Here is a 23,052-nt window from a genome sequence, read left to right on the forward strand (position 1 = left end):
CGGAGCGGGGGCACCGGGTCAGAAACGCCCGCGTTCTCCGCGCAGGTGTTCCGCGATGGGCTTCAGGGCCTTGTCCAGCTCGCCGAGGGTCTCGGGGGAGAGCAGGTCGATGAAGTGCCGGCGCACCGACGCCACGTGATGGGGCGAGACCTTCTGCATGGTCTCCATGCCGTGGTCGGTGAGCACGGCGAAGAGGCCGCGCCGGTCGGACTCGCAGTTCTTCCGCCGGACCAGGTCCGCGTTCTCCAAACGGGTGACCTGGTGCGAGAGGCGGCTCTTGGACTGGAGGGTGGCGGCGGCGAGGTCGCTCATCCGCATCCGGCGGTCCTCCGACTCGGAGAGGTTCACCAGGATCTCGTAGTCGTTCATTGTCAGGCCGAAGGGCTGCAGATCCTTCTCGAGCTGGTACGTCAACAGCCTGTTGACCTCCAGGTGGGTGCGCCAGGCGCACTGCTCCGCATTGGTCAGCCAGCGCGTGGCCGTCTCGGTCTCCATGAATGAAGTCTACCTAAAAAGTTGAAAGGCGAACTAGTGAAGGGTTCTCTGTGACGGTGACGGCGTGCACGCGTTCGATGTCACACTCCGCAGACTACCGCTCACAGCCCGAAGCGACGCTGGAGGTCGCCCAGCTGTCCGGGAAGGCGCGGTGCCCCCGTGCCCTGCCCGGGTGCTCCGGACCCTCCGCCGCCGGGCACTCCCGCCTGCTGCGGAGTGGCCCCCGTGGCCTGCTCCGGCATCAGCGACTCGGACGACTGCAGCAGTACGGTGCCGGCCCCGACGAACTCGAACTGGTGCTCTTCGCCGGAGACCCCGCCGAGGCCCGTCAGCGCACGTAGACCGCCCATGACGCCGGTCATGTACCCGTGGTCGTAGTGGTGGCACGGGGAGGGGCAGTCCGCCCACCCGACCAGCGCCTGCGGGTCCACCCGGAGCGGGGGTTCCATGAACACCACAGGGCCGTTCGAGGCGGCCACGAACTTTCCGGTTCCGATGAGGGTCAGGAAATCCGGCACGATCGACTGCTTCAGCGACAGACTTGGCTGAAAAGCGAGCAGATTGCCCGAGCGAATGGTCAGGTTGCCGTCCTCGAGGTCATACGCATTCACATCGAACGCCCGGTCGGCGAGGAGCATCTTGCCCGAGCCCTCCGCCACGACCCAGTCGCTCGCGTGCAGAGGCGAATGGAACGACGTACGGACAAGTCGGTCGAGTCGGCCGTGCCCGACGCCGTTGAACTCGATCGTGCCGTAGTAGGCGATCATCTTCCCCTTCTGCAGGAACCACCGGCTCCCGGCGAGCTCCACGCAGAAGGTGTAGTGATCGACGTTGTCGTCGGACGGCAGGGTCGTCGGGTCGAAGACCGTGACACCGGGCTGCGGACCGGCGCCCGGGGTTCCGTAGGGGCTCAAAGCTTCTCCTCCGACGCCTGGACGAACACCGCGCCGCTGCCGCTGAGCTCCAGCTGGAACGCCTCGCCGGAGCCGCGCCCCACCATGTCCCGCCAGCCGAGCGCGGTGGACAGCTTGTTGCGGACGTCGCCGTGATGGGCGACGTAGGCCTGCGGGTCGACGTGGATCGGGCGCTGCGGGGTGATCGGGATCTCGATCACGCCCCCGTGCGCCATGACCGCCACGGAGCCGTGCCCCTTGAGCGTGGTGGTGAACAGGCCCTGCCCGGAGACCTGGCCCCGGACCATGCCCATCACCCCGCCCTGCGAGCCCAGGAACATCGTGCCCTGCTCCAGCGTGCCCTCGAACGCCAGCAGGCGGTCCGCCTCGACGTACAGGGTGTCCCCGGAGAGGTCGATCACCTGGATGTGGTGGCCGCCGTGCCCGAACAGGACCGTGCCGTCGCCCTCGACGGTCATCAGGGGCGTGTCCTCGCCCGCCACCCGCCGGCCGATCATCGACCGGAGCCCGCCCTGGCCGCCCGTCGTGCTGGGGGTGAAGCCGACCTCGCCCCGGTAGGCGAGCATCGCGCCGCGCTGGCTGAACAGCCGCTGACCGGGCACCACGGTCGCCTCGACGACCTTCGAGTTGATCTCCTGGAAGGGCATGTCAGACGTCTCCCGCGATCGTGTTCCGCTCGCTGGGCTGGACGTACACCAGCCCGTCGCCCTCGAACCGCATCTGGAACGCCTCGCCGCCGCCCTCTCCGAGCAGTGTGCGGAACGTCACCCCGGACTGGAGGGACTGGCGAAGTCTCCCCTGGTGGGCCACATAGGCGCCGGGGTCGACGGTCAGCGGGTACTGCGGGGCGACCCGGAGGACCACCGCGGGACCGTCCGACATGATCGCCGCCTGGCCGTGGCCCTCGACGGTGGTCGTGAACAGCCCGTTGCCCTGCGAGGCGCCGCGCAGGCCGGTGAACCCGGTTCCCGTGCGCAGGCCGCCGTCGGTCGCCAGCAGGTTGCTCGACTCCACGTAGAGGGTGTCCCCCTGAAGGCCCACCAGATTGATCTCGGAGGCCCGGTCCGCGAACCAGCAGACCCCGCGCCCCTTCACCTCCATCACCGTCATCTGCTCACCGGTCAGCCGCCGGGTCACCATCCCCCGGATGCCGTCCCCGCCGCCGCTGAGCTTCTTGAACGCCATGTCGCCGTCGTACGCGACCATCGAGCCGTTCTTCGCCTTCACGGCGTCCCCGGTCATCTCGACGGCGAGCACCTTGCTGCTCTGGAGTCGGAACATCGCCACGTGTGTGACGTTAACCGGAGCCCCGCCCCCGGAACAGGTCCTGTCGGGGGAGATCCCCCTGACGATCCCCCTAGGGGCCGCGCCGCCGACGGGGGAGGGCGGTGCGGGCGTGCGCGCGTGCGAGTGGACGGACGGCCGTGTCGGACCCGGACCCCCTCCGGTGATCGCGGATGCCGTTTGCCACAATGGGTGAACGCTTGTGCGTGCGTTCACAAAGCGTCAGGCGCAGGACACCGGGCCCCCGGGTCCGGTACGACTCGTAGACACCGCTGTCTCTCCCCCCGAAGGTGATCCGTGGACCTCAAGACCGCCAGTGCCCTCCGCCGCCTCCGCCTGGTATCGGGCCCCGAGGCGATCTCGTTCCTGCTGCTGCTCGTGGCCTCGGTCCTGAAGCGGACCACGGAGTTCAACGCCGTTCCGGCGCTGGGCGCGATCCACGGATTCCTCTTCGTCGTGTACGTGCTCTTCTGGGCCGACGCGTGGAACCGCGCCAAGTGGCCGCTGAAGACCGCCGCCTTCTACTTCCTGATGTCGGTCCTGCCCACCGGCGGCTTCTTCGCCGAGCGCCGGCTCAAGCGGGAGACCGAGGACGCGGTGATCGCGTCCCGTGCCCGCAAGGAAGAAGGGGTCGTGGGCGCGTGATCGTCGCCTTCTCCGTGACGCCGCTCGGTGTCGGTGAGGACGTGGGGGAGTACGTCGCCGACGCCGTGCGGGTGGTCCGCGAGTCCGGGCTGCCGAACCGCACCGACGCCATGTTCACCTCGGTCGAGGGCGACTGGGACGAGGTGATGGACGTCGTGAAGCGCGCCGTGGCGGCGGTCGAGGCGCGGGCCCCGCGGGTCTCCCTGGTCCTCAAGGCGGACATCCGGCCCGGGGTCGAGGACGGACTCACCTCCAAGGTCGACACCGTCGAGCGGCACCTGGGCGGGGGCGCGGACGAGAGCGCGTAGTACGGCGAGGGGGCGCGGGGCGTCAGCGGCGCCCCGCGCCTCACCCGCGCCCGGCCGTGCGGCGCAGGTGATGGCGTACCGCGCGGTGGGCGACCGGGCCGAGACCGTCCAGGGCGGCGACGAGGATCCCGAGCTGCTCCAGGGCGTCCAGCGCCGCGCCCGCCCCCGCCGGATCCACCCCCTCGTACAGTTCGAGGCCCACGAAGGACGCCGCCACCGCGCGGGCGAGTCCGCCGGAGTCGGTGAACTCGCCGAACGGGGTTCCGGGCAGCACCCGTTCGAGGACCTTCTCGATCTCCACGATCCACAGCTCGAGCCCCGCCGACGTCGCCGCCTTCAGGCTGTCGTGGGTCTGTGCGCCGGCCAGCAGCTGCCCGAGCAGGGCCACCTGGCCCGCGGCGCGCTCCTCGTCGTGCATCTCCCGCCCGAAGGCGAGGAGTTCCGTGAGGGAGCCGACCTCCGCGAGGCGGGCGCGGTAGCGGGCGACCCGCTGTTCGGCCCCGTGGCGGCAGGCGGCGGAGAGCAGTTCGTCCACCGAGCCGAAATGGTAGAAGACCAGCGCCTGGTTGACCCCGGCCGTCGTCGCGATCGCCCGTGCCGAGGCCTTGGCGATGCCCTGTTCGGCGAGCGTGCGCAGGGCGCCCTCCAGCAGCTTCGTCCTGGTGCTGTCGGCGGTTCGGCCGCCGTCGGCACGGCTCACGCGCGCGGCTCCTCACGGACCGGGCGCAGACCGGGGCGCACCCCGCACGCGCGGACGTCGCTGTAGACGGCGGTGAAGGAACCCGCGTAGCCGAAGAGCGGCCCGAAGTGGCGGTGGGTGACGTCGACCCGGATCCGGAAGCGGCCGGCGCGTTCGTCGTAGGACTCGCGCACCTCGGCCCGCGCACCGACGAGCTCGGGCACGCGCACGTCCACCGGCCCCTCCCGGAAGCGGTGCTCGCCCGAGCGGATCAGCAGGGAGCCATCGGGTTCCGCGCGGAAGCGGAGGTCGGTGGCGAGGTGCTGGTGGGTGCCGAGGTAGTCGACGATGCGGTCGCCCCGGGGGCCCAGCACCATCTGGGCGTCGAAGCGGCGGGGGCGGCCGGGCAGCCGGAAGGTACGCACGAAGGTCACCGTCTCACGGCCGAAGCCGTCGGTGTACGGCACGTTCTCGATGGTGAAGGGGACGTGCCGGCCCTGCCGGGGGACCAGGATGTGCCGGGTCGCGCCGAGCGCCAGGAACGGCTTCACGAAGGCGCCGCCGTGCCAGACGCGGTCCATCACGCCGTGGCCCGTACAGGCCTCGCCGCTCGTCAGGCCGACGGAGAAGCGGCGTCGCAGCTCGGGGTGGAGGCGGTCGAAGTCGGCGCCCATCACGGTGCGGAAGATCGAGGTCATCGCGGGGTCTCCAGGGTGCGCAGCAGCCGCGGCGGCCGGACCGGGTCCGGCGGGGTGCGCAGACAGCGGCGGGCGGCCGGGGTGCGGGCCGGCGGCGGGACGAGGAGCGCGGCGGCGATCGCCGCCATGAGGAGCAGTGGGGACAGGAAGGCTCCCGCGGAGCCGAGCAGGGCGACCGGCCTCAGGGCGAGGACGGTGCCGGCGGCGGTGATCACCGCCGCCCGGAGCGTCAGACCCGTCAGCCAGTTGCGGCGGGCGCGCTCGGGGGTGACACCGTGCTCCAGCCAGATCCGCAGCCGGTCGAAGGACCAGGCCGTCGCCCAGCCCATCAGGGGCCGCAGCACCAGCCGGTCCGCGAGCACGCCGACGGCGCCCCAGCGGGGCCGGTAGTCGTACCCGGTCAGGAAACGCACTCCGTCCCCGTCGGGGACATAACGCCAATAGCCGCTGCCGTCCGCGAGCAGGGAGAGCGGGTGCGGGCAGGAGAAGCGGAGCGCGGAGGTGCGGGTGCCGTCCGGGCGCTCCTTCTCACCGGCCGAGACACCGGTGCCGGCGAGGGTGAGGAACGGCAGCACGCGCGTGGCGTAGCGGAAGCGCCGGGACCCGCTCCCGGTGTGCGGGAGGTGACGGATCTCGGTGAAGCGCAGGTCCCAGCGCCGGTGCTCGGCCGGGTCCTGGGTGCGCGTCCACAGCTCGTCGAGATCCGCGCGGACCCGCGTCTCTATGTACAGCCTCATGTCGACCCCCTGTCAGCAGCGTGTTTGAGCGAATGCTCAAACGCTGCGACGGGGAGCGTACGTCGTTTTGAGCGAACGCTCAACGGTGGGGTGGCGTGCGGGCCCCGATCGAAGGGCGAGACGGAGCTGACCGGCATGTGACCGGCCGGTAGGGTCTGCTGCGTGCCGAAGCCGCTCAGTCTCTCGTTCGATCCCATCGCCCGCGCCGACGAACTCTGGAAGCAGCGCTGGGGGAGCGTGCCGTCCATGGCCGCGATCACCTCGGTCATGCGCGCCCACCAGATCCTGCTGGCCGAGGTCGATGCGGTCGTCAAGCCGTACGGGCTCACCTTCGCGCGGTACGAGGCGCTGGTGCTGCTGACCTTCTCGAAGTCCGGCGAGCTGCCGATGTCCAAGATCGGCGAGCGGCTCATGGTGCACCCCACGTCCGTGACGAACACCGTGGACCGGCTGGTGCGCTCGGGCCTGGTCGGCAAGCGCCCCAACCCCAACGACGGCCGCGGCACCCTCGCGAGCATCACCGAGAAGGGCCGCGAGGTCGTCGAGGCGGCCACCCGCGACCTGATGGCGATGGACTTCGGCCTCGGCGCCTACGACGCCGCGGAGTGCACCGAACTGTTCGCGATGCTCCGGCCGCTGCGCCTCGCCGCCGGGGACTTCGAAGAAGGGTGACCAACGGCACTGGGGGGTCGGGCCGGGAGCCGCCGGAAGGGACCGTTACGCTCGGCTTCATGAAGCGAAGCGTGCTGACCCGCTACCGGGTCATGGCCTACGTCACTGGTGTCCTGCTGGTTCTGCTGACCTTCGGAATGGTCGGCAAGTACCTGCTCGACATGGGCGGCGCGGCCGACTTCACGCAGGTCGTCAGCATCGCCCACGGCTGGCTGTACGTCCTGTACCTGATTTTCGCCTTCGACCTCGGCTCCAAGTTGAAGTGGCCGGTCAAGAAGCAGATCTGGGTGCTGCTGGCCGGAACCGTCCCGACGGCCGCGTTCTTCGTCGAGCGCAGGATCTCCCGCGAGCTGGAGTCGGCGGTCGCCGCCGACGCGCCCGCGACCGCCGGGGCGTAACCACCGGGTGTCACCGCGGGGCCCACGGCCCCGCGTCATCGCCGGGCCCTCCCGCTGTACGGAGCAGCGTGCGGCGGCCACCCATCGACATTTACTAGGACGTCCAAGTAAATTCGAGGGTATGGACGCTGACGCCATCGAGGAGGGCCGCCGTCGCTGGCAGGCCCGGTACGACGCCGCGCGCAAGCGCGACGCAGACTTCACCACGCTCTCCGGCGACCCCGTGGAGCCGGTGTACGGGCCCCGGCCCGGCGACGCCTACGAGGGGTTCGAGCGGATCGGCTGGCCGGGGGAGTACCCCTTCACCCGCGGCCTGTACCCGACCGGCTACCGGGGGCGTACCTGGACGATCCGGCAGTTCGCCGGGTTCGGGAACGCCGAGCAGACCAACGAGCGCTACAAGATGATCCTGGGCAACGGCGGCGGCGGACTGTCCGTCGCCTTCGACATGCCCACGCTCATGGGACGCGACTCCGACGACCCGCGCTCCCTGGGCGAGGTCGGGCACTGCGGGGTGGCCATCGACTCGGCCGCCGACATGGAGGTTCTGTTCAAGGACATCCCGCTCGGGGACGTGACGACCTCGATGACGATCAGCGGGCCGGCCGTGCCCGTCTTCTGCATGTACCTCGTCGCCGCCGAGCGCCAGGGCGTGGACCCCGCCGTGCTCAACGGCACGCTGCAGACGGACATCTTCAAGGAGTACATCGCCCAGAAGGAGTGGCTCTTCCAGCCCGAGCCGCATCTGCGCCTCATCGGCGACCTGATGGAGCACTGCGCGGCCGGCATCCCCGCCTACAAGCCGCTCTCCGTCTCCGGCTACCACATCCGCGAGGCCGGGTCGACGGCCGCCCAGGAGCTGGCGTACACGCTCGCGGACGGCTTCGGGTACGTGGAACTGGGGCTCAGCCGCGGACTCGACGTGGACGTGTTCGCCCCCGGCCTGTCCTTCTTCTTCGACGCCCACCTCGACTTCTTCGAGGAGATCGCCAAGTTCCGCGCCGCGCGCCGCATCTGGGCCCGCTGGATGCGGGACGTGTACGGCGCCAGGAGCGAGAAAGCGCAGTGGCTGCGGTTCCACACCCAGACCGCGGGCGTCTCGCTGACCGCCCAGCAGCCGTACAACAACGTCGTGCGCACCGCCGTCGAGGCGCTCGCCGCCGTGCTCGGCGGGACCAACTCCCTGCACACCAACGCCCTGGACGAGACGCTCGCGCTGCCCAGCGAGCAGGCCGCCGAGATCGCCCTGCGCACCCAGCAGGTGCTCATGGAGGAGACCGGCGTCGCCAACGTGGCCGACCCGCTCGGCGGTTCCTGGTTCGTCGAACAGCTGACGGACCGGATCGAGGCGGACGCGGAGAGGATCTTCGAGCAGATCAAGGAGCGGGGCCTGCGCGCCCACCCCGACGGGCAGCACCCGATCGGCCCCATCACCTCCGGGATCCTGCGCGGCATCGAGGACGGCTGGTTCACCGGCGAGATCGCCGAGGCGGCGTTCCGCTACCAGCAGTCCCTGGAGAAGGACGACAAGAAGGTCGTCGGCGTCAACGTCCACACCGGCTCGGTCACCGGCGACCTGGAGATCCTGCGGGTCAGCCACGAGGTGGAACGCGAGCAGGTGCGCACCCTCGGCGAGCGCAAGGCCGCCCGCGACGACACGGCGGTGCGCACGGCCCTGACCGACATGCTCGACGCGGCCCGCTCCGGCGCCAACATGATCGGGCCGATGCTGGAGGCCGTGCGCGCCGAGGCCACCCTGGGCGAGATCTGCGACGCGCTGCGGGACGAGTGGGGGGTGTACACGGAGCCCCCGGGCTTCTGACCGGACGACCGAACGGACGGGTGGCCGGCGGGACGGCCGGACGGCGGGACGGCGGGCCGGCCGGACGGGGGGCCGGACGGCGCACGGACCCGGCCCGGTGGCGGGGCGTCTCCCGCTACGGGCCGGTGCCGGCCGTGACGAGGCCCGACAGCAGGACCCGGGTGAAACCGTGCAGCCACTCCTCGTCCACCGGCTCTCCGCTGACCAGCGTGCGGTGCACCACCGCACCGGCCACCATGTCGAAGATCAGGCCCACGGTGCGGGCCGCCTCGTCCGGATCCGGCTCGGGCGGCAGCTCGCCCCGGTGCTGGGCGCGCGCCCGGCCGGTGTGGACCAGGCGCTTCTGCCGCTCGACGATCGAGACGCGGATGCGTTCGCGCAGCGCCTCGTCGAGGGTGGACTCCGCGACCACCGCCATCAGCCCGCTTCTGGCCTCCGGGCGGGACAGCAGCGCCGCGAACTGCAGGACCACGCCCTCGACGTCCGCGGCGAGGCTGCCGCGGTCGGGGAGTTCGAGTTCGTCGAAGAGCTCGGCGACCGCGTCCACGACCAGTTCGTTCTTGCCCGCCCAGCGCCGGTAGAGGGTCGTCTTGGCGACCCCCGCGCGGCTCGCGACGTCGCCCAGAGTGAGCTTGGACCACCCCAGCTCGACCAGCGCCTCCCGCGTCGCGGCCAGGATCGCGGCGTCGGCGGCGGCACTGCGCGGGCGTCCGGTGCGGCTGGCGGGCGTGCGGCTCTGCATCGCACGACCATAACCGGCCTTCCTGCGCGCCCCCGTGACCGCGCGCCCGTGCAGTGCCGCGTACCCGTGCCCGCCCGTGCGCCCGTGTCCGCCCGGGTGCCCGTGAGGGAGATCACCGGGGCGGGCCGCCCCGTACACCCCGCCCCGTATTACGCTACGGCTCGTAGCGAAAGCGTGGGGTCACTCGGAGGCCGGCGCGCTCGAGCGACGACCACCGGCGTGGGGTGGGGACCCGACGCCCTACAGTACGGCGACCAACAACACCCGGACATCCGGGTTTTCGGGCGCTTTTCACAGACACGCGGGGTACGGGGGAGGATAGACGCATGCAGCCACGGAACATGTCCATGAGCGGAGTCGTCGACCTCGCCGCGGTGAAGGCGGCCCAAGAGGCCAAGACGAAGGCGGAGCAGGCCCGCGCGGAAGCGGTCCGGCAGGGTGGCGGGGGCGCCGTCTCCCCGGCCGACCTCGTCATCGACGTCGACGAAGCCGGCTTCGAGAGCGACGTTCTGCAGCGGTCCGCCGAGGTCCCGGTCGTCATCGACTTCTGGGCCGAGTGGTGCGAGCCCTGCAAGCAGTTGAGCCCCGTCCTGGAGCGGCTCGCCGTCGAGTACAACGGGCGCTTCCTCCTCGCCAAGATCGACGTCGACGCCAACCAGATGCTGATGCAGCAGTTCGGGATCCAGGGGATCCCGGCGGTCTTCGCGGTGGTGGCCGGACAGGCGCTGCCGCTCTTCCAGGGCGCCGCGGGCGAGGCGCAGATCCGCCAGACCCTGGACCAGCTGGTGCAGGTCGCCGAGGAACGTTTCGGTCTGACCGGACTCACCGTCGACCCCGACGCCGCGCCCGAGGGCGGCGGTGCCGTGCCGGAGGCCGAGGAGCCCGTCGGCCCGTACGACGCCCTGCTCGAGGCCGCGGTGCAGGCGCTGGACGCCGGTGACCTGGGCGGCGCGATCCAGGCCTACAAGAACGTGCTCACCGACGACCCGGGCAACCCGGAGGCCCAGCTGGGCCTCGCCCAGGCCGAACTGCTCCACCGGGTGCAGGGCCTGGACCCGCAGCAGGTGCGTGCGAACGCCGCCGGAAACCCCAAGGACGTCGGGGCGCAGATCACCGCCGCCGACCTGGACCTGGTGGGCGGTCATGTCGAGGACGCCTTCGGCCGGCTCATCGAGACGGTGGGGCGTACGGCGGGCGACGACCGCGATGCCGTACGGGTGCGGCTGCTGGAGCTGTTCGAGGTGGTCGGGGCCGACGACCCGCGGGTCGTCGCCGCGCGCCGGGCGCTGGCGCGCGCCCTGTTCTGAACGGGGCGGGCACCTGGTTTCCGGTCGCCGAAGGGCGGTTTCCGGACGAGTGATGCCCCGGTGAAGGAATGGCCGACGGAGGCCGATGCGGCCGCGCTTTGCTAAAACTTGGCAATCGCGGCCGCTGTTACTGCGAGTAAGTCACCCGCGTTGGTCTGTCGGATTCTGTCCACCGATCAACTGCTTTGCGGACCCCCTCCAGGGCACCCAGGGTCGCCGTCCGGTACCGGCGGGTCGCCCCTCGGTCATCCGGTCGTTACTGGCAAGTAATGAAGCCCCTTGTGCGGGCGGCGAGAATGCACCACGATCGGCGACGCTCGGTCCCTTGCCCGTACCCGACATCCGGTCGGGACGCGGGCGCTCCTGGGTCCCCACCGAGCAGAACCGGTGGCAGTGGAGCCGGTTCTTGGACAGGGGGGTCTTCGCCCGTCCGGCGAAGCCTGTCCGGCAGGTTGTGCGTGATGTGTGTCAGGCGCGACCAGTGGTTGTCGCTCGGGGGTGATCGCCGGCGATTCGGGCGCTTCGTGCGCTGCCGAGCGCGGCGCTCTCCTTCCCGAGGACGTGGTGCTTCTCCCATCCCTGCCCGGCCGTCCGCCGACCGGCGGTGCGTCGGAGCAGGAGATGTACGTCCGAGACGGAGGAAATATGGAGTCCCAGGTGCGTGGCGGGACGAGATGGAAGCGGTTCGCCGTGGTCATGGTGCCCAGCGTGGTCGCCACGGCCGCGGTGGGCATCGGCCTGGCGCAGGGTGCCCTCGCGGCGTCGTTCAGCGTCTCCGGCCAGGATTTCAAGGTGACGGCTGATCGCCTCGAGGGCTGGGGTTTTGCCCAGTACGGCGGTATCGACACCGGTTACTCGTCGACCGCGGGTGACGAGAAGGAGAAGACCCAGCACCCGGTGGCGATCTCGTCGTTCGACCGTGCCGAGATCACCAAGATGTGCCAGTCCGTCAAGACGAAGATTCCCGGCATAGGGACGATCTACCTTCGTCTGGACGCGGGTCCGAACGAGAAGAACAAGGTCGAGGCCAAGAACCTCTACATCGACGTCGCTCAGCTCGAGGCCGACGCGACCTTCACCAACATCGACATCGGTGTTGCGGTCAAGGACAAGACCCGCGGACCCGCGGTGAAGCAGGGCGAGAGCGTACTGCCGGGCGGCTTCGCCCAGCAGGCGGAGAAGGCCGACCTCACCAACGTCAAGCAGACGGCGTGGGCGACCACGGCCGGGACGTTCAAGCTCAGCGGTCTGAAGATGCGTCTGGGCACGGACTCCAAGATGGAGTGCTACTGACGGTCTCCGCTCCGGAGGCGTCCTCGGCCGGCTGAGCGGCCGAGTGGGGCGGAGAAGCTTCGCTTCTCCGCCCCGCACACCCAGCCCGGTGCTTCGTACCCGGGTGTTTGCACAGACTCAGACCTTCCGGCTTCTCCACCCCCAGGCCGAGCCGGTATGTAACTTCACCGGACCAGGGAGCTGTATTCCATGAGTGCCGAGACTCCGGTCCAGAGCGCCGGGACGTTCACCCGGCTGCGTCTGCGATTCCGTGACTGGCGGGGCCACCGGCCGTTCTGGGCGGGCTTTTTCACCCTGCTCGGAGGGGTGCCCATCGCCTACTTCCCCTACGCCACGCTGCAGCTGGGCCACATGTCGATCGCCATGGCGACGACCGCCGGCGCGGGCTCTCTGATCATCGGTGTCCTGCTGATCACGCTGGGTCTGACCATGTGGTTCCAGCAGGCCACCCGGATCTTCGCCGGTGTGGCGTCGATCCTTCTGGCCCTGGTGTCCCTCGTGGTCTCCAACATAGGTGGCTTCGTCGTCGGCTACCTGCTCGCGATGATCGGCGGTGCGCTGTCCCTCGCCTGGGTGCCGGACAAGCCGCAGACCGAGCCGGGCGGGCGCTGGAAGTTCTTCGGCGGGCCGTCCGGCAACGGTGCTCGCAAGGACGTTCCCCGGGGCACGCCCGAGGGCACCGCGGGCGAGGCGGGGCGGCAGCACCCTCCGTACGAGGCCGGCGACCTCGGGGAGGCGGACGACGCCCGGATCGAGGACCGTGACAGGGGCCACCGTGTCGGCTGACGAGACGCGGGACCGGAGCGCCGCCGCGGCCCTGACCCCGGACAGGAGAGGGCCGCGCCACGCGGCCCCCCGGAAGCCGCTGTTCACCAGGTTCCACATGCCGGCCGGGAAGGCGATCGCCCTCGCGGCGATGCCGACCGCGGTCCTGATGGGCATGGGGTTCACGCCGACGCTGGCCCAGGCCGACGAGCAGCCGAAGTCCAGGAGCCTGACCGCCGACGAGTACAAGGACTGCGTGGCAGTGCTGGAGGACACCGAGGAGAACGCGTCCTCCTCGGCCGGTCCGTCCGCGTCGGCGAGCGACACGGCTTCCTCGGACGAGGAGGCTCCCGCCACGGAACCGGGCCCCTCGGCCTCCGCCGGCGGCGACGCGGCCGAGGACTCCGGTACGGGCGCGGGCAAGGGCACGGACGAGAACACCTCCTCCAAGAACTCTTCCTCTTCGCCGGATTCAGGTTCCGACGACGAGGACGGCAAGGGCGAGGCCGGGCCCGCCACCTCCGAAGCCTCCGGCGACGACGGGGCCGAGGAGCCCGAGCCGTCTCCCTCGGAGACCGACCGCAACGCGCTGGAGAAGGTCGGCGACGCCCTCACCGACCTCTTCACCCCGAAGGACAAGAAGACCGACGAGGCGGCCGCGAGCCCCACCCCGTCGGCCTCCGCGTCCGCCGCGGGCAGTTCCGCCGAGGGCGAGGCGGGCACGGCGGAGGAGACCACAGGGAAGAACGCCGAAGCCGCCGAGGGCGCTGCCGAGGAGCCCGCCGGGACCGTGGACGAGGCAGCCGGGCAGGCGGAGGAGCCCGTCGCGGAGGCCGACGAGGCCACCGCGACCCCGGAGGCCACCGCCTCGCCGAGCCCGTCCGCGAGCGCCACGACCGACGTCGACGACTGCCCGGTCGCCACCGACGCCGAGGGCGGGGTCGACAACGAGATCCTGCTGCCCGAGGACCCGTGGTTCCTGAACGCCAGCTCGCTGACGCTGAAGGGCGCCGACTACCAGGGCATCGTCGAGGTGCGGACCGCGAGCGGCAAGACCAAGAAGGTCCTGAAGTACGTCGTCTCCCACGGCACCGACATCGGCGACCTGCACCAGACGGTCGAGGACAAGCAGTCCGGCAGGACCCACCACGTGCAGGCGGCCAAGGGGTCGACGTCCACCATCCGCGACGGCGACACCGTGATGTACACGGAGAGCATCTCGGGCAAGCTGCTCGGGCTGATACCGGTCACCTTCGACCCGGAGAACCCGCCGCCGCTCAACATCCCCCTGATCCATTTCACGGATGTGACGGTCCAGCAGGCCGGCCAGTTCGGTGGAACGCTGCACATACCCGGGCTGCGCCAGTACATCGACTGAGTGCTCGGCCGGGACATCCGGCCGAGCACCCGTCACATCCGTTCCGTGAGCCGCGGAAAACACCGAGGGCGCCCCCTGTTCTCCCAGGGGCGCCCTCGGCGTCCGTGCACGCGCGGTCCGGGTCAGCCGGTGGGGCCGCCCATGTGGTGGACGCGGACCATGTTGGTGGTGCCGGGGACGCCGGGAGGCGAACCGGCGGTGATCACGACGATGTCGCCCTCGTCGAAGCGGTGCAGCCGGACCAGCTCCTGCTGGACCAGGTCGACCATCTCGTCCGTGCTGTTCACGAACGGCACGACGTGCGGCTCCACGCCCCAGCTGAGCGTGAGCTGGTTGCGGGTGTATTCGTCCGTGGTGAACGCCAGGATCGGCTGGATGGCGCGGTAGCGGGACAGCCGGCGGGCGGTGTCGCCGGACTGGGTGAAGGCCACCAGGCCCTTGCCGCCGAGGAAGTCGGCGATCTCGGCGGCGGCACGGGCCACCGAACCGCCCTGCGTGCGCGGCTTCTTGCCGGGCACCAGCGGCTGCAGGCCCTTGGACAGCAGCTCCTGCTCGGCCGCCTGGACGATCTTCGACATCGTCCGCACGGTCTCGATCGGGTACGCGCCCACGCTCGACTCGGCCGACAGCATGACCGCGTCCGCGCCGTCCAGGATCGCGTTGGCCACGTCGGAGGCCTCGGCGCGGGTCGGACGGGAGTTGGTGATCATCGACTCCATCATCTGGGTCGCCACGATCACCGGCTTCGCGTTGCGCCGGCAGAGCTCGATCAGGCGCTTCTGCACCATCGGGACCTTCTCGAGCGGGTACTCGACGGCGAGGTCGCCGCGGGCGACCATCACGCCGTCGAACGCCATCACGACGTCCTCCATGTTCTCCACCGCCTGCGGCTTCTCCACCTTGGCGATGACGGGCACCCGGCGGCCCTCCTCGTCCATCACGCGGTGGACGTCGGCGACGTCCTTGGCGTCCCGGACGAAGGACAGGGCGACCATGTCGCAGCCCATGCGCAGCGCGAACCGCAGGTCCTCGATGTCCTTCTCGGACAGCGCGGGCACGTTCACGGCCGTGCCGGGCAGGTTGATGCCCTTGTGGTCGGAGATGACGCCGCCCTCGATGACGATCGTCCTGACCCGGCAGCCCTCGACGTCCAGCACCTTCAGCTCGACGTTGCCGTCGTTGATCAGGACCTGGTCGCCGCGGGAGACGTCACCGGGCAGGCCCTTGTAGGTCGTCCCGCAGATCGTCCGGTCGCCCGGGACGTCCTCGGTGGTGATGGTGAACTCGTCACCGCGCACCAGCTCGACGGGACCCTCGGCGAAGGTCTCCAGTCGGATCTTCGGGCCCTGGAGGTCGGCGAGGACGCCGATGGCCCTGCCCGTCTCCTTGGCGGCGGCACGGACCCTGTCGTACCGGCCCTGGTGCTCGGCGTGCGAGCCGTGGCTGAAGTTGAAGCGGGCCACGTTCATGCCGGCTTCGATCAGGGCGACGAGCTGCTCGTGGGAGTCGACCGCGGGGCCGAGAGTACAGACGATTTTGGAACGGCGCATGGGGCGATCCTATCGGTTTGTTTCGCTCCGGAATATTCCGTCTGGCGGAAGGTACATATGAGGAAGCGGCTGCTCAATTGCGCTTTCCGACCAGTGCATAGGTCTGTGTGGCAATCTCCATTTCCTCGTCCGTCGGTACCACGGCGACCGCGACCCGCGCACCCTCGGGCGAGACCAGCCGCGGTCCGGCGCCGCGCGCGCCGTTGCGCTCGGCGTCGACCTCCAGGCCCAGCCCCGCCAGGCCCGCCACGGCCGCCTCCCGCACCGGTGCGGCGTTCTCGCCGACCCCGGCGGTGAACGCCACCGCGTCCACCCGGCCGAGAACGGCGTAATAGGCGCCGATGTACTTCTTCAGACGGTGAATGTAGATGTCGAACGCGAGCTTCGCCTCTTCGTCGCCCGCGTCGACCCGGCGGCGGATCTCGCGCATGTCGTTGTCACCGCACAGGCCGACCAGACCGCTCTTCTTGTTGAGAAGAGTGTCGATCTCGTCGACGGACATTCCGCCAACGCGCGTCAAATGGAAGATGACGGCGGGGTCCACGTCTCCCGACCGGGTACCCATCACGAGCCCTTCCAAGGGCGTCAGCCCCATCGAGGTGTCCACGCACCTTCCGCCCCGCACCGCCGAGGCCGACGCCCCGTTGCCCAGGTGCAGCACGATGACGTTCACGTCCTCGGGCGCCTTCCCGAGCAGCCGGGCCGTCTGACGGGACACGTACGCGTGCGAGGTGCCGTGGAAGCCGTAGCGGCGGACCCGGTGCTCGTCGGCGGTCCGCACGTCGATCGCGTAGCGGGCGGCCGACTCCGGCATCGTGGTGTGGAAGGAGGTGTCGAAGACGGCGACCTGCGGCAGGTCCGGGCGCAGCGCCATCGCGGTGCGGATGCCCGTCAGGTTGGCCGGGTTGTGCAGCGGGGCGACCGGGATGAGCCGCTCGATCTCGGCGAGGACCGCCTCGTCGATGACGGTCGGCTCGGTGAAGTGCATCCCGCCGTGCACCACCCGGTGCCCGATCGCGGCCAGCTCGGGGGAGTCCAGCCCCAGGCCGTCGGCGGCCAGCTCGTCGGCCATCGCCTTCAGGGCGGCCTCGTGGTCCGCGACCGGTCCGGTCCGCTCCCTGGGCTCGCCCGACGCCGACGGCGTGTGCCGGACCAGTGAGGTCCGCTCGCCGATCCGCTCGACCAGGCCGGACGCGAGCCGGCTGCTGTCGCTCATGTCCAGCAGCTGGTACTTCACCGAGGAGGAACCGGAGTTGAGGACGAGGACTCGAGAAGGAGGGGCCGAGCGCGACTCGTCGGGCAGGGCGGTGGCGGGTGACGGGTGGGCACTCACTGGGTGGCTGCCTTCTCGCTCGGGGCCGGGGCCGGGGCGGGGGACTGGGCCTGGATGGCCGTGATGGCGACGGTGTTCACGATGTCCTGGACGAGGGCGCCCCGGGACAGGTCGTTGACCGGCTTGCGCAGACCCTGGAGCACCGGACCGACCGCGACCGCGCCGGCCGAGCGCTGCACGGCCTTGTAGGTGTTGTTGCCGGTGTTCAGGTCGGGGAAGATCAGCACGGTCGCCTGACCCGCGACCTCGGAGTCCGGCAGCTTGGTCGCCGCGACCGACGGCTCCACGGCCGCGTCGTACTGGATCGGCCCCTCGACCCTGAGGTCCGGGCGGCGCGCGCGGACCAGCTCGGTCGCCTCGCGCACCTTGTCGACATCGGCGCCGGAGCCGGACGTGCCCGTCGAGTACGACAGCATCGCGATCCGCGGCTCCACGCCGAACCGCGCGGCCGTGACCGCCGACTGCACGGCGATGTCGGCGAGCTGCTCGGCGTCCGGGTCGGGGTTGACCGCGCAGTCGCCGTAGACCAGGACCCGGTCGGCCAGGCACATGAAGAACACCGAGGAGACGATGGAGGCGTCGTCCCGGGTCTTGATGATCTCGAAGGCCGGCCGGATGGTCGCGGCCGTGGAGTGCGCCGAGCCGGACACCATGCCGTCGGCCAGCCCCTCCTGCACCATCAGCGTGCCGAAGTAGTTCACGTCCGAGACGACGTCGTAGGCCAGTTCGACGCTGACGCCCCGGTGTGCGCGCAGGGCGGCGTACTTCTCCGCGAAGGCGTCCCGCAGCTCGGATTCGGCCGGGTCGATCAGCTGGGTGTCGCCGAGGTCGATACCGAGGTCGGCGGCCTTCTTGCGGATGCGGTCGACGGGCCCGAGCAGGGTGAGGGCGCACACGCCCCGGCGCATCAGCACCTCGGCCGCGCGCAGCACCCGCTCCTCGTCGCCCTCGGGCAGGACGACCCGCCTGAGGTCGGAACGGGCCTGTTCGAGCAGCTTGTGCTCGAACATCATCGGCGTCACCCGGTCGCTGCTGGGCGCGGAGACCCGTCGGGTGAGTTCGGCGGTGTCGGCGTACCGCTCGAAGAGGCCCAGCGCGGTCTCCGCCTTGCGCGGGGTGGCCGCGTTCAGCTTCCCCTCCAGGGAGAACAGCTGCTCGGCGGTGGGGAAGCTGTTGCCGGGCACCGACAGCACGGGGGTGCCGGGAGCGAGCCGGGCGGCGAGGGTGAGGATGCGGTCGCCGGGCACCTCGTCCAGGGTGAGCAGCACGCCGGCTATCGGCGGGGTGCCGGCGCTGTGCGCGGCCAGTGTGCCGACGACCAGGTCGGCGCGGTCGCCCGGGGTGACGACCAGGCAGCCGGGGGTCAGGGCGGCGAGGAGGTTGGGCAGCATGGCGCCGCCGAAGACGAAGTCCAGGGCGTCGCGGGCCAGTCCGGAGTCGTCGCCGAGCACCACCTTCGCGCCGAGGGTGTGGGCGATCTGGGCCACGGTGGGGGCGGCGAGCGCGGGTTCGTCGGGGACGACGTAGCAGGGCACGGGCAGCCGGGAGGCGAGCCGTTCGGCGATCTCGTCGCGGTCCTCGCGGGCGACCCGGTTGACCACCATGGCCAGCACGTCGCACCCCCGGTTGTGGTAGGCGCGGTAGGCGTTGCGGGTCTCGTCGCGCACCGACTCGGAGGTCTGCCTGCGGCCGCCCACGACCGGGATCACCGAGGCGCCGAACTCGTTGGCCAGGCGGGCGTTCAGGGACAGCTCGTCCGGGAACTGGGTGTCGGCGTAGTCGGTGCCGAGGACGAGGACGACGTCGTACTCGCGGGCGACCAGGTGGAACCGGTCCACCAGCGTCGACACCAGTTCGTCGGGGCCGCGTTCGGCCTGGAGGGCGGACGCCTTCTGGTAGTCCATGCCGTAGACGGTCGCCGGGTCCTGGGTGAGCCGGTAGCGGGCGCGCAGCAGCTCGAAGAGGCGGTCCGGGCCGTCGTGCACCAGGGGCCGGAAGACGCCCACCCGGTCGACCTGCCGGGTCAGGAGTTCCATCACTCCCAGTTCGACGACCTGGCGGCCGTCGCCACGGTCGATGCCGGTGACGTACACACTGCGGGTCACGCGTGCTCCGTTTCGTCTTCGTCGGGGTCTCGCGGTGCTTCGGGCCCTGCGGACCGGGGCCCTCCCGGCGCCGGCCGACATCCGCCCGCCGGGCGGGCGGATCCTTCTCGACAGTACCTCCGGCGCTGGTGGGAGTGCCCGCCCGAGGGGCCGGGCGCGAGGCCGGGACGCGCGGCGGGACGGGACGGGGCCGGGGTGGCGGGGGTGCTCTCGGGAGAGCCGGGGACGGGGCGGCGGGACGGTGGCGGGGCGGGGAGAGGCACGGGAGCCGGACCCCGGGGAAGGGAGGGGGCCGCGGTGCGTCGGGCGGCATGGAACAATCGGAGACGGCTCACCGGTATCCCCAGCGACCAGGAGACGACTGCACGATGCGTATCGGAGTTCTCACCGCAGGCGGCGACTGCCCCGGCCTGAACGCAGTGATCCGGTCGGTTGTGCACCGAGCGGTCGACAATTACGGCGACGAGGTCATCGGCTTCGAGGACGGCTACGCGGGCCTGCTCGACGGCCGCTACCGCACCCTCGACCTCGACGCGGTCAGCGGCATCCTGGCCCGCGGCGGCACCATACTCGGCTCCTCCCGGCTGGAGCGCGACCGGCTCCGCGAGGCCTGCGAGAACGCCTCGGACATGATCCGCGACTTCGGCATCGACGCGCTCATCCCGATCGGCGGCGAGGGCACGCTCACCGCGGCGCACATGCTGTCGGAGGCCGGCCTGCCGGTGGTCGGCGTGCCGAAGACGATCGACAACGACATCTCCTCCACCGACCGCACCTTCGGCTTCGACACCGCCGTCGGCGTCGCCACCGAGGCGATGGACCGGCTGAAGACCACCGCCGAGTCCCACCAGCGGGTCATGGTCGTCGAGGTCATGGGCCGGCACGCGGGCTGGATCGCCCTGGAGTCCGGCATGGCCGCCGGCGCCCACGGCATCTGCCTTCCCGAACGGGCCTTCGACCCGAACCGGTTGGTGAAGATGGTCGAGGAACGCTTCGCCCGCGGCAAGAAGTTCGCGGTGATCTGCGTCGCCGAGGGCGCCCATCCCGCCGACGGCACCATGGACTACGGCAAGGGCGAGATCGACAAGTTCGGCCACGAGCGCTTCCAGGGCATCGGCACCGCACTGGCCCACGAACTGGAGCGGCGCCTCGGCAAGGAGGCCAGGCCGGTCATCCTCGGCCACATCCAGCGCGGTGGCACACCGACCGCGTACGACAGGGTGCTCGCCACGCGCTTCGGATGGCACGCGGTGGAGGCCGCGCACCAGGAGCGGTTCGGCCGGATGACCGCGCTGCGCGGGACCGACGTCGTGATGGTCCCGCTCGCGGAGGCCGTCACCGAACTGAAGACGGTCCCGAAGGACCGCATGGACGAGGCGGAGTCGGTCTACTGACCGACTCCGGGCGGGCGGGAAGGCGACGCCGGGGCCTCCCCGCGGCCGCTGCCCGGGGTGTGACGTCGGGGCAGCGGGCAGGCAGGAACGGCCTCACTGGCCCGTGACCCACCGGTACTGCAGTTCCGGGCGTCCCACGGCCCCGTACTGGGGCCGCCGGGCCGCACGGCCCGCGTCGACCAGGTGCTCCAGGTAGCGGCGGGCGGTGATGCGGGAGATGCCCACCGCCTCCGCCACCCCGCTGGCCGTCAGGCCGTCGCCGGCGTCCCGCAGGACCACGGTCACCCGTTCCAGGGTCGGTGCGCTCAGACCCTTCGGCAGGGCGACCGGTCCGGGGGTGCGCAGGGAGGCCAGCGCCCGGTCGACCTCGGCCTGACCGCTGGCCTCGCCCACGGCCGTGCGGAACTCGGCGTACCGCACCAGACGGTCCCGCAGCGTCGCGAAGGTGAACGGTTTCAGCACGTACTGGACGACCCCCAGCGACACGCCCTCGCGCACCACCGCGAGGTCCCGCGCCGAGGTCACCGCGACGACGTCCGCGTGATGCCCGGCCGCCCGCAGCGAGCGGGCCAGCTGCAGCCCGTGCACATCGGGCAGGTGCAGGTCGAGAAGGAGCAGGTCGACCGGGGTGCGTTCCAGCGCCCGGCGGGCCTCAGCGCCCGTCGACGCCTTGCCGACGGCGACGAACCCCGGCACCCGGCCGACGTACATCACATGGGCGTCGGCGGCGACCGGGTCGTCCTCCACCACCAGGACACGGATGGGCTGCCCGCCGGTCATGCCTCGCCTCCCGTGGCCGTGACCGCGCTGTGCGCGGCCGTGTTTCCCTTCGCGACCGTATTCTCCCCGGCCGCCGTCGGGACGGAGACGGCGGCCCGCAGCGGGAGGCGCGCCACGAAGCGGGCGCCGCCGGCCTCCGCCGACGTCACCGTCAGGGTGCCGCCGTGCCGGATCACCGCCTGCCGTACCAGCGCCAGGCCCAGCCCGCGCCCGTGCGGCCCGGACGGCTTGGTGGTGAAGCCCTGCTCGAAGACCGCCTCGGCGTGGTCCGGATCCACGCCCGGGCCGGTGTCGGACACCCGCAGGATCAGCTCCGCGTCGACGTCGGTGAGGGCGGTGACCGTCACCCGGGGGTGGATGCCGCCCAGTGCGGCGTCCACCGCGTTGTCGATCAGGTTGCCCAGGATGGTGACGAGGTCCCGGGCGGGCAGGGTGTCCGGCAGCAGCCCGTCGTCCAGCCGGCTGTCCGGCGTGACCACCAGCTCCACGCCCCGCTCGTTGGCCTGGGCGGTCTTGCCCAGCAGCAGCGCGGCCAGCACCGGCTCGCCCACCGCCGCCACCACCTGGTCGGTGAGCGCCTGGGCCAGTTCGAGCTCGGCGGTCGCAAAGTCCACCGCCTCCTCGGCCCGGCCCAGCTCGATCAGCGAGACGACGGTGTGCAGCCGGTTCGCCGCCTCGTGCGCCTGTGAGCGCAGCGCCTGCGTGAAGCCCCGTTCCGAGTCCAGCTCGCCCGTCAGCGACTGGAGCTCGGTCACATCGCGCAGCGTCACCACCGAACCGCGCCGTTCTCCGCCCGACACCGGCGAGGTGTTCACCACCAGCACCCGGTCCGCCGTCAGATGCACCTCGTCGACCCGTGGCTTCGAGGCGAGCAGCGCGCCCGTCAGCGGTGCCGGAAGGCTGAGTTCCGTGACCGACCTGCCCACCACGTCCTCCTCCGGCGCCACCCCCAGCAGCTCCCGGCCGCCGTCGTTGATCAACGCCACCCTGTACTGCCCGTCCAGCATCAGGAGCCCTTCGCGCACGGCGTGCAGCGCGGCCTGATGGTAGTCGTGCATGCGGCTGAGCTCGGTCGCGTTCATCCCGTGGGTGTGCCGGCGCAGCCGGGCGTTGATCACGTACGTGCCGATCGCGCCGAGTCCCAGGGCGGCGGCCGCGGCCGCGAGCAGCGCGGTCAGCTGACCCTGCGCGCGCTGGCTGATCTCCTCGACCCTGATCCCCGCGCTCACCAGGCCGACGATCCGGTCGCCGTCCAGGACCGGGGCGACCGCGCGGACGGACGGGCCGAGGGTGCCGGTGTACGTCTCGGTGAAGGCGTGGCCCTCGAGGGCGCGAGCGGTGTGGCCGCGGAAGGGCAGGCCGATCTGGCCGGGGTCGGGGTGGGTCCAGCGGATGCCCCGCGGATCCATGATCGTGACGAAGTCGATGTCGGTGTCGCGCACCACCGCCAGCGCGTACGGCTGGAGTGTCGCCGAGGGGTCGTCGGTACGGATCGACTCCCGCACGGAGGGGGAGTCCGCGACCGACAGGGTCACCGCCGTGGCCTGGTCGCCCGCCGCCGCCTCCGCCTGGCTGCGGTCGCCGACGTAACTGAACAGCGCGTAGCCCACCACGAGCACCGCTATCAGCACCGCCTGCATGGCGAACAGCTGGGCCGCGAGGCTGCGGGGTTTGGGGAGGGTGAAGCGCATCCCGACAGTGTGCATCTCCGGCAGCGTGAACTAAATGAACGGAAGGGTGACCGCGCTCACAA

The 23,052-nt window shown here is 71.2% G+C and carries 23 protein-coding genes; 10 read left to right on the forward strand and 13 right to left on the reverse strand.

The genetic code is table 11. The features are described from left to right. Positions 1–18 precede the first annotated feature (18 nt). From OHB56_RS29180 to OHB56_RS29195, 4 genes are all read right to left on the reverse strand, one after another. On the reverse strand, positions 19–495 hold the full coding sequence (locus tag OHB56_RS29180) for a MarR family winged helix-turn-helix transcriptional regulator (RefSeq protein WP_055593947.1): 477 nt from the start codon (positions 493–495) through the stop codon (positions 19–21). 101 nt (positions 496–596) lie between these two features. Then, positions 597–1,409 carry an AIM24 family protein gene (locus OHB56_RS29185; RefSeq protein WP_406356510.1) on the reverse strand — a complete coding sequence of 271 codons (813 nt, stop codon included), beginning with the start codon at positions 1,407–1,409 and terminating at the stop codon, positions 597–599. Continuing rightward, entirely contained in the window at positions 1,406–2,056 is a 651-nt protein-coding gene (locus tag OHB56_RS29190) for an AIM24 family protein (protein ID WP_326754814.1), read from the reverse strand. The genes OHB56_RS29185 and OHB56_RS29190 overlap by 4 nt, the downstream gene beginning before the upstream one ends. 1 nt (position 2,057) lies before the next feature. Continuing rightward, positions 2,058–2,690: an AIM24 family protein gene (locus OHB56_RS29195; protein ID WP_381174079.1), complete on the reverse strand. Its 633-nt coding sequence runs from the start codon at positions 2,688–2,690 to the stop codon at positions 2,058–2,060. Positions 2,691–2,990: 300 nt separating this feature from the next. Between OHB56_RS29195 and OHB56_RS29200 the strand changes: the two genes are divergently transcribed. Both OHB56_RS29200 and OHB56_RS29205 read left to right on the forward strand, forming a co-directional pair. Continuing rightward, complete coding sequence (locus tag OHB56_RS29200) at positions 2,991–3,338, forward strand: DUF3817 domain-containing protein (protein ID WP_055593951.1); 348 nt, start codon at positions 2,991–2,993, stop codon at positions 3,336–3,338. Then, on the forward strand, positions 3,335–3,646 hold the full coding sequence (locus OHB56_RS29205; RefSeq protein WP_326754815.1) for an MTH1187 family thiamine-binding protein: 312 nt from the start codon (positions 3,335–3,337) through the stop codon (positions 3,644–3,646). Before OHB56_RS29200 ends, OHB56_RS29205 begins: the two co-directional genes overlap by 4 nt. A 40-nt stretch (positions 3,647–3,686) precedes the next feature. On the opposite strand, the gene OHB56_RS29210 is transcribed toward OHB56_RS29205, so the two are convergent. From OHB56_RS29210 to OHB56_RS29220, 3 genes are read right to left on the reverse strand one after another with little or no spacing between them, the layout of a single operon-like run. Further along, complete coding sequence (locus OHB56_RS29210; RefSeq protein WP_326754816.1) at positions 3,687–4,346, reverse strand: TetR/AcrR family transcriptional regulator; 660 nt, start codon at positions 4,344–4,346, stop codon at positions 3,687–3,689. Next, entirely contained in the window at positions 4,343–5,023 is a 681-nt protein-coding gene (locus OHB56_RS29215) for a DUF4166 domain-containing protein (protein WP_326754817.1), read from the reverse strand. The genes OHB56_RS29210 and OHB56_RS29215 overlap by 4 nt, the downstream gene beginning before the upstream one ends. Next, on the reverse strand, positions 5,020–5,760 hold the full coding sequence (locus tag OHB56_RS29220) for a hypothetical protein (protein ID WP_406356513.1): 741 nt from the start codon (positions 5,758–5,760) through the stop codon (positions 5,020–5,022). The genes OHB56_RS29215 and OHB56_RS29220 overlap by 4 nt, the downstream gene beginning before the upstream one ends. Positions 5,761–5,922: 162 nt before the next feature. Between OHB56_RS29220 and OHB56_RS29225 the strand changes: the two genes are divergently transcribed. The 3 genes from OHB56_RS29225 to OHB56_RS29235 all read left to right on the forward strand — a co-directional run bounded on the left by OHB56_RS29225 (position 5,923) and on the right by OHB56_RS29235 (position 8,652). Next, positions 5,923–6,432, forward strand: a complete 510-nt coding sequence (locus tag OHB56_RS29225) for a MarR family transcriptional regulator (RefSeq protein WP_326754819.1) — start codon at positions 5,923–5,925, stop codon at positions 6,430–6,432. 59 nt (positions 6,433–6,491) lie between these two features. Further along, positions 6,492–6,830, forward strand: coding sequence for a DUF3817 domain-containing protein (locus OHB56_RS29230; protein ID WP_326754820.1), 339 nt, complete (start codon positions 6,492–6,494; stop codon positions 6,828–6,830). Between the two features lie 121 nt (positions 6,831–6,951). Further along, positions 6,952–8,652, forward strand: coding sequence for a methylmalonyl-CoA mutase (locus tag OHB56_RS29235; protein ID WP_406356515.1), 1,701 nt, complete (start codon positions 6,952–6,954; stop codon positions 8,650–8,652). A gap of 115 nt (positions 8,653–8,767) precedes the next feature. Here the strand turns inward: OHB56_RS29235 and OHB56_RS29240 are convergent, their stop codons facing one another. Beyond that, positions 8,768–9,394, reverse strand: coding sequence for a TetR/AcrR family transcriptional regulator (locus tag OHB56_RS29240; RefSeq protein ID WP_326754822.1), 627 nt, complete (start codon positions 9,392–9,394; stop codon positions 8,768–8,770). Between the two features lie 326 nt (positions 9,395–9,720). Between OHB56_RS29240 and OHB56_RS29245 the strand changes: the two genes are divergently transcribed. From OHB56_RS29245 to OHB56_RS29260, 4 genes are all read left to right on the forward strand, one after another. Continuing rightward, positions 9,721–10,701 carry a tetratricopeptide repeat protein gene (locus tag OHB56_RS29245; protein ID WP_406356517.1) on the forward strand — a complete coding sequence of 327 codons (981 nt, stop codon included), beginning with the start codon at positions 9,721–9,723 and terminating at the stop codon, positions 10,699–10,701. Between the two features lie 645 nt (positions 10,702–11,346). Beyond that, the gene (locus OHB56_RS29250) at positions 11,347–11,994 is read left to right on the forward strand and encodes a DUF6230 family protein (protein WP_326754824.1); all 648 of its coding nucleotides are present in this window, start codon (positions 11,347–11,349) and stop codon (positions 11,992–11,994) included. A gap of 189 nt (positions 11,995–12,183) precedes the next feature. Continuing rightward, complete coding sequence (locus tag OHB56_RS29255; protein ID WP_326754825.1) at positions 12,184–12,780, forward strand: DUF6114 domain-containing protein; 597 nt, start codon at positions 12,184–12,186, stop codon at positions 12,778–12,780. Continuing rightward, entirely contained in the window at positions 12,770–14,137 is a 1,368-nt protein-coding gene (locus OHB56_RS29260; protein WP_406356520.1) for a hypothetical protein, read from the forward strand. Before OHB56_RS29255 ends, OHB56_RS29260 begins: the two co-directional genes overlap by 11 nt. A gap of 122 nt (positions 14,138–14,259) precedes the next feature. Here the strand turns inward: OHB56_RS29260 and pyk are convergent, their stop codons facing one another. The 3 genes from pyk to pta form a co-directional block, all read right to left on the reverse strand. Continuing rightward, positions 14,260–15,687 carry a pyruvate kinase gene (pyk, locus tag OHB56_RS29265; protein ID WP_326754827.1) on the reverse strand — a complete coding sequence of 476 codons (1,428 nt, stop codon included), beginning with the start codon at positions 15,685–15,687 and terminating at the stop codon, positions 14,260–14,262. Between the two features lie 73 nt (positions 15,688–15,760). Continuing rightward, positions 15,761–17,020: an acetate kinase gene (locus tag OHB56_RS29270; protein ID WP_406356522.1), complete on the reverse strand. Its 1,260-nt coding sequence runs from the start codon at positions 17,018–17,020 to the stop codon at positions 15,761–15,763. Then, positions 17,017–19,125, reverse strand: coding sequence for a phosphate acetyltransferase (gene pta, locus OHB56_RS29275; protein ID WP_406356523.1), 2,109 nt, complete (start codon positions 19,123–19,125; stop codon positions 17,017–17,019). Before pta ends, OHB56_RS29270 begins: the two co-directional genes overlap by 4 nt. A 368-nt stretch (positions 19,126–19,493) precedes the next feature. Here pta and OHB56_RS29280 point away from each other — a divergent pair, with 368 nt between their 5' ends. Further along, the gene (locus tag OHB56_RS29280; RefSeq protein WP_326754830.1) at positions 19,494–20,519 is read left to right on the forward strand and encodes an ATP-dependent 6-phosphofructokinase; all 1,026 of its coding nucleotides are present in this window, start codon (positions 19,494–19,496) and stop codon (positions 20,517–20,519) included. Positions 20,520–20,612: 93 nt separating this feature from the next. Here OHB56_RS29280 and OHB56_RS29285 read toward each other — a convergent pair whose 3' ends face one another. Together OHB56_RS29285 and OHB56_RS29290 are read right to left on the reverse strand one after the other, a co-directional pair. Further along, positions 20,613–21,299: a response regulator gene (locus OHB56_RS29285; protein WP_406356525.1), complete on the reverse strand. Its 687-nt coding sequence runs from the start codon at positions 21,297–21,299 to the stop codon at positions 20,613–20,615. Next, positions 21,296–22,990 (reverse strand): ATP-binding protein, encoded by a 1,695-nt coding sequence (locus OHB56_RS29290; RefSeq protein ID WP_406359235.1) that lies wholly within the window; start codon positions 22,988–22,990, stop codon positions 21,296–21,298. The genes OHB56_RS29285 and OHB56_RS29290 overlap by 4 nt, the downstream gene beginning before the upstream one ends. Positions 22,991–23,052 lie beyond the last annotated feature (62 nt).

The sequence above is a fragment of the Streptomyces sp. NBC_01635 genome, from assembly GCF_045209715.1.
GTDB lineage: Bacteria > Actinomycetota > Actinomycetes > Streptomycetales > Streptomycetaceae > Streptomyces > Streptomyces hirsutus.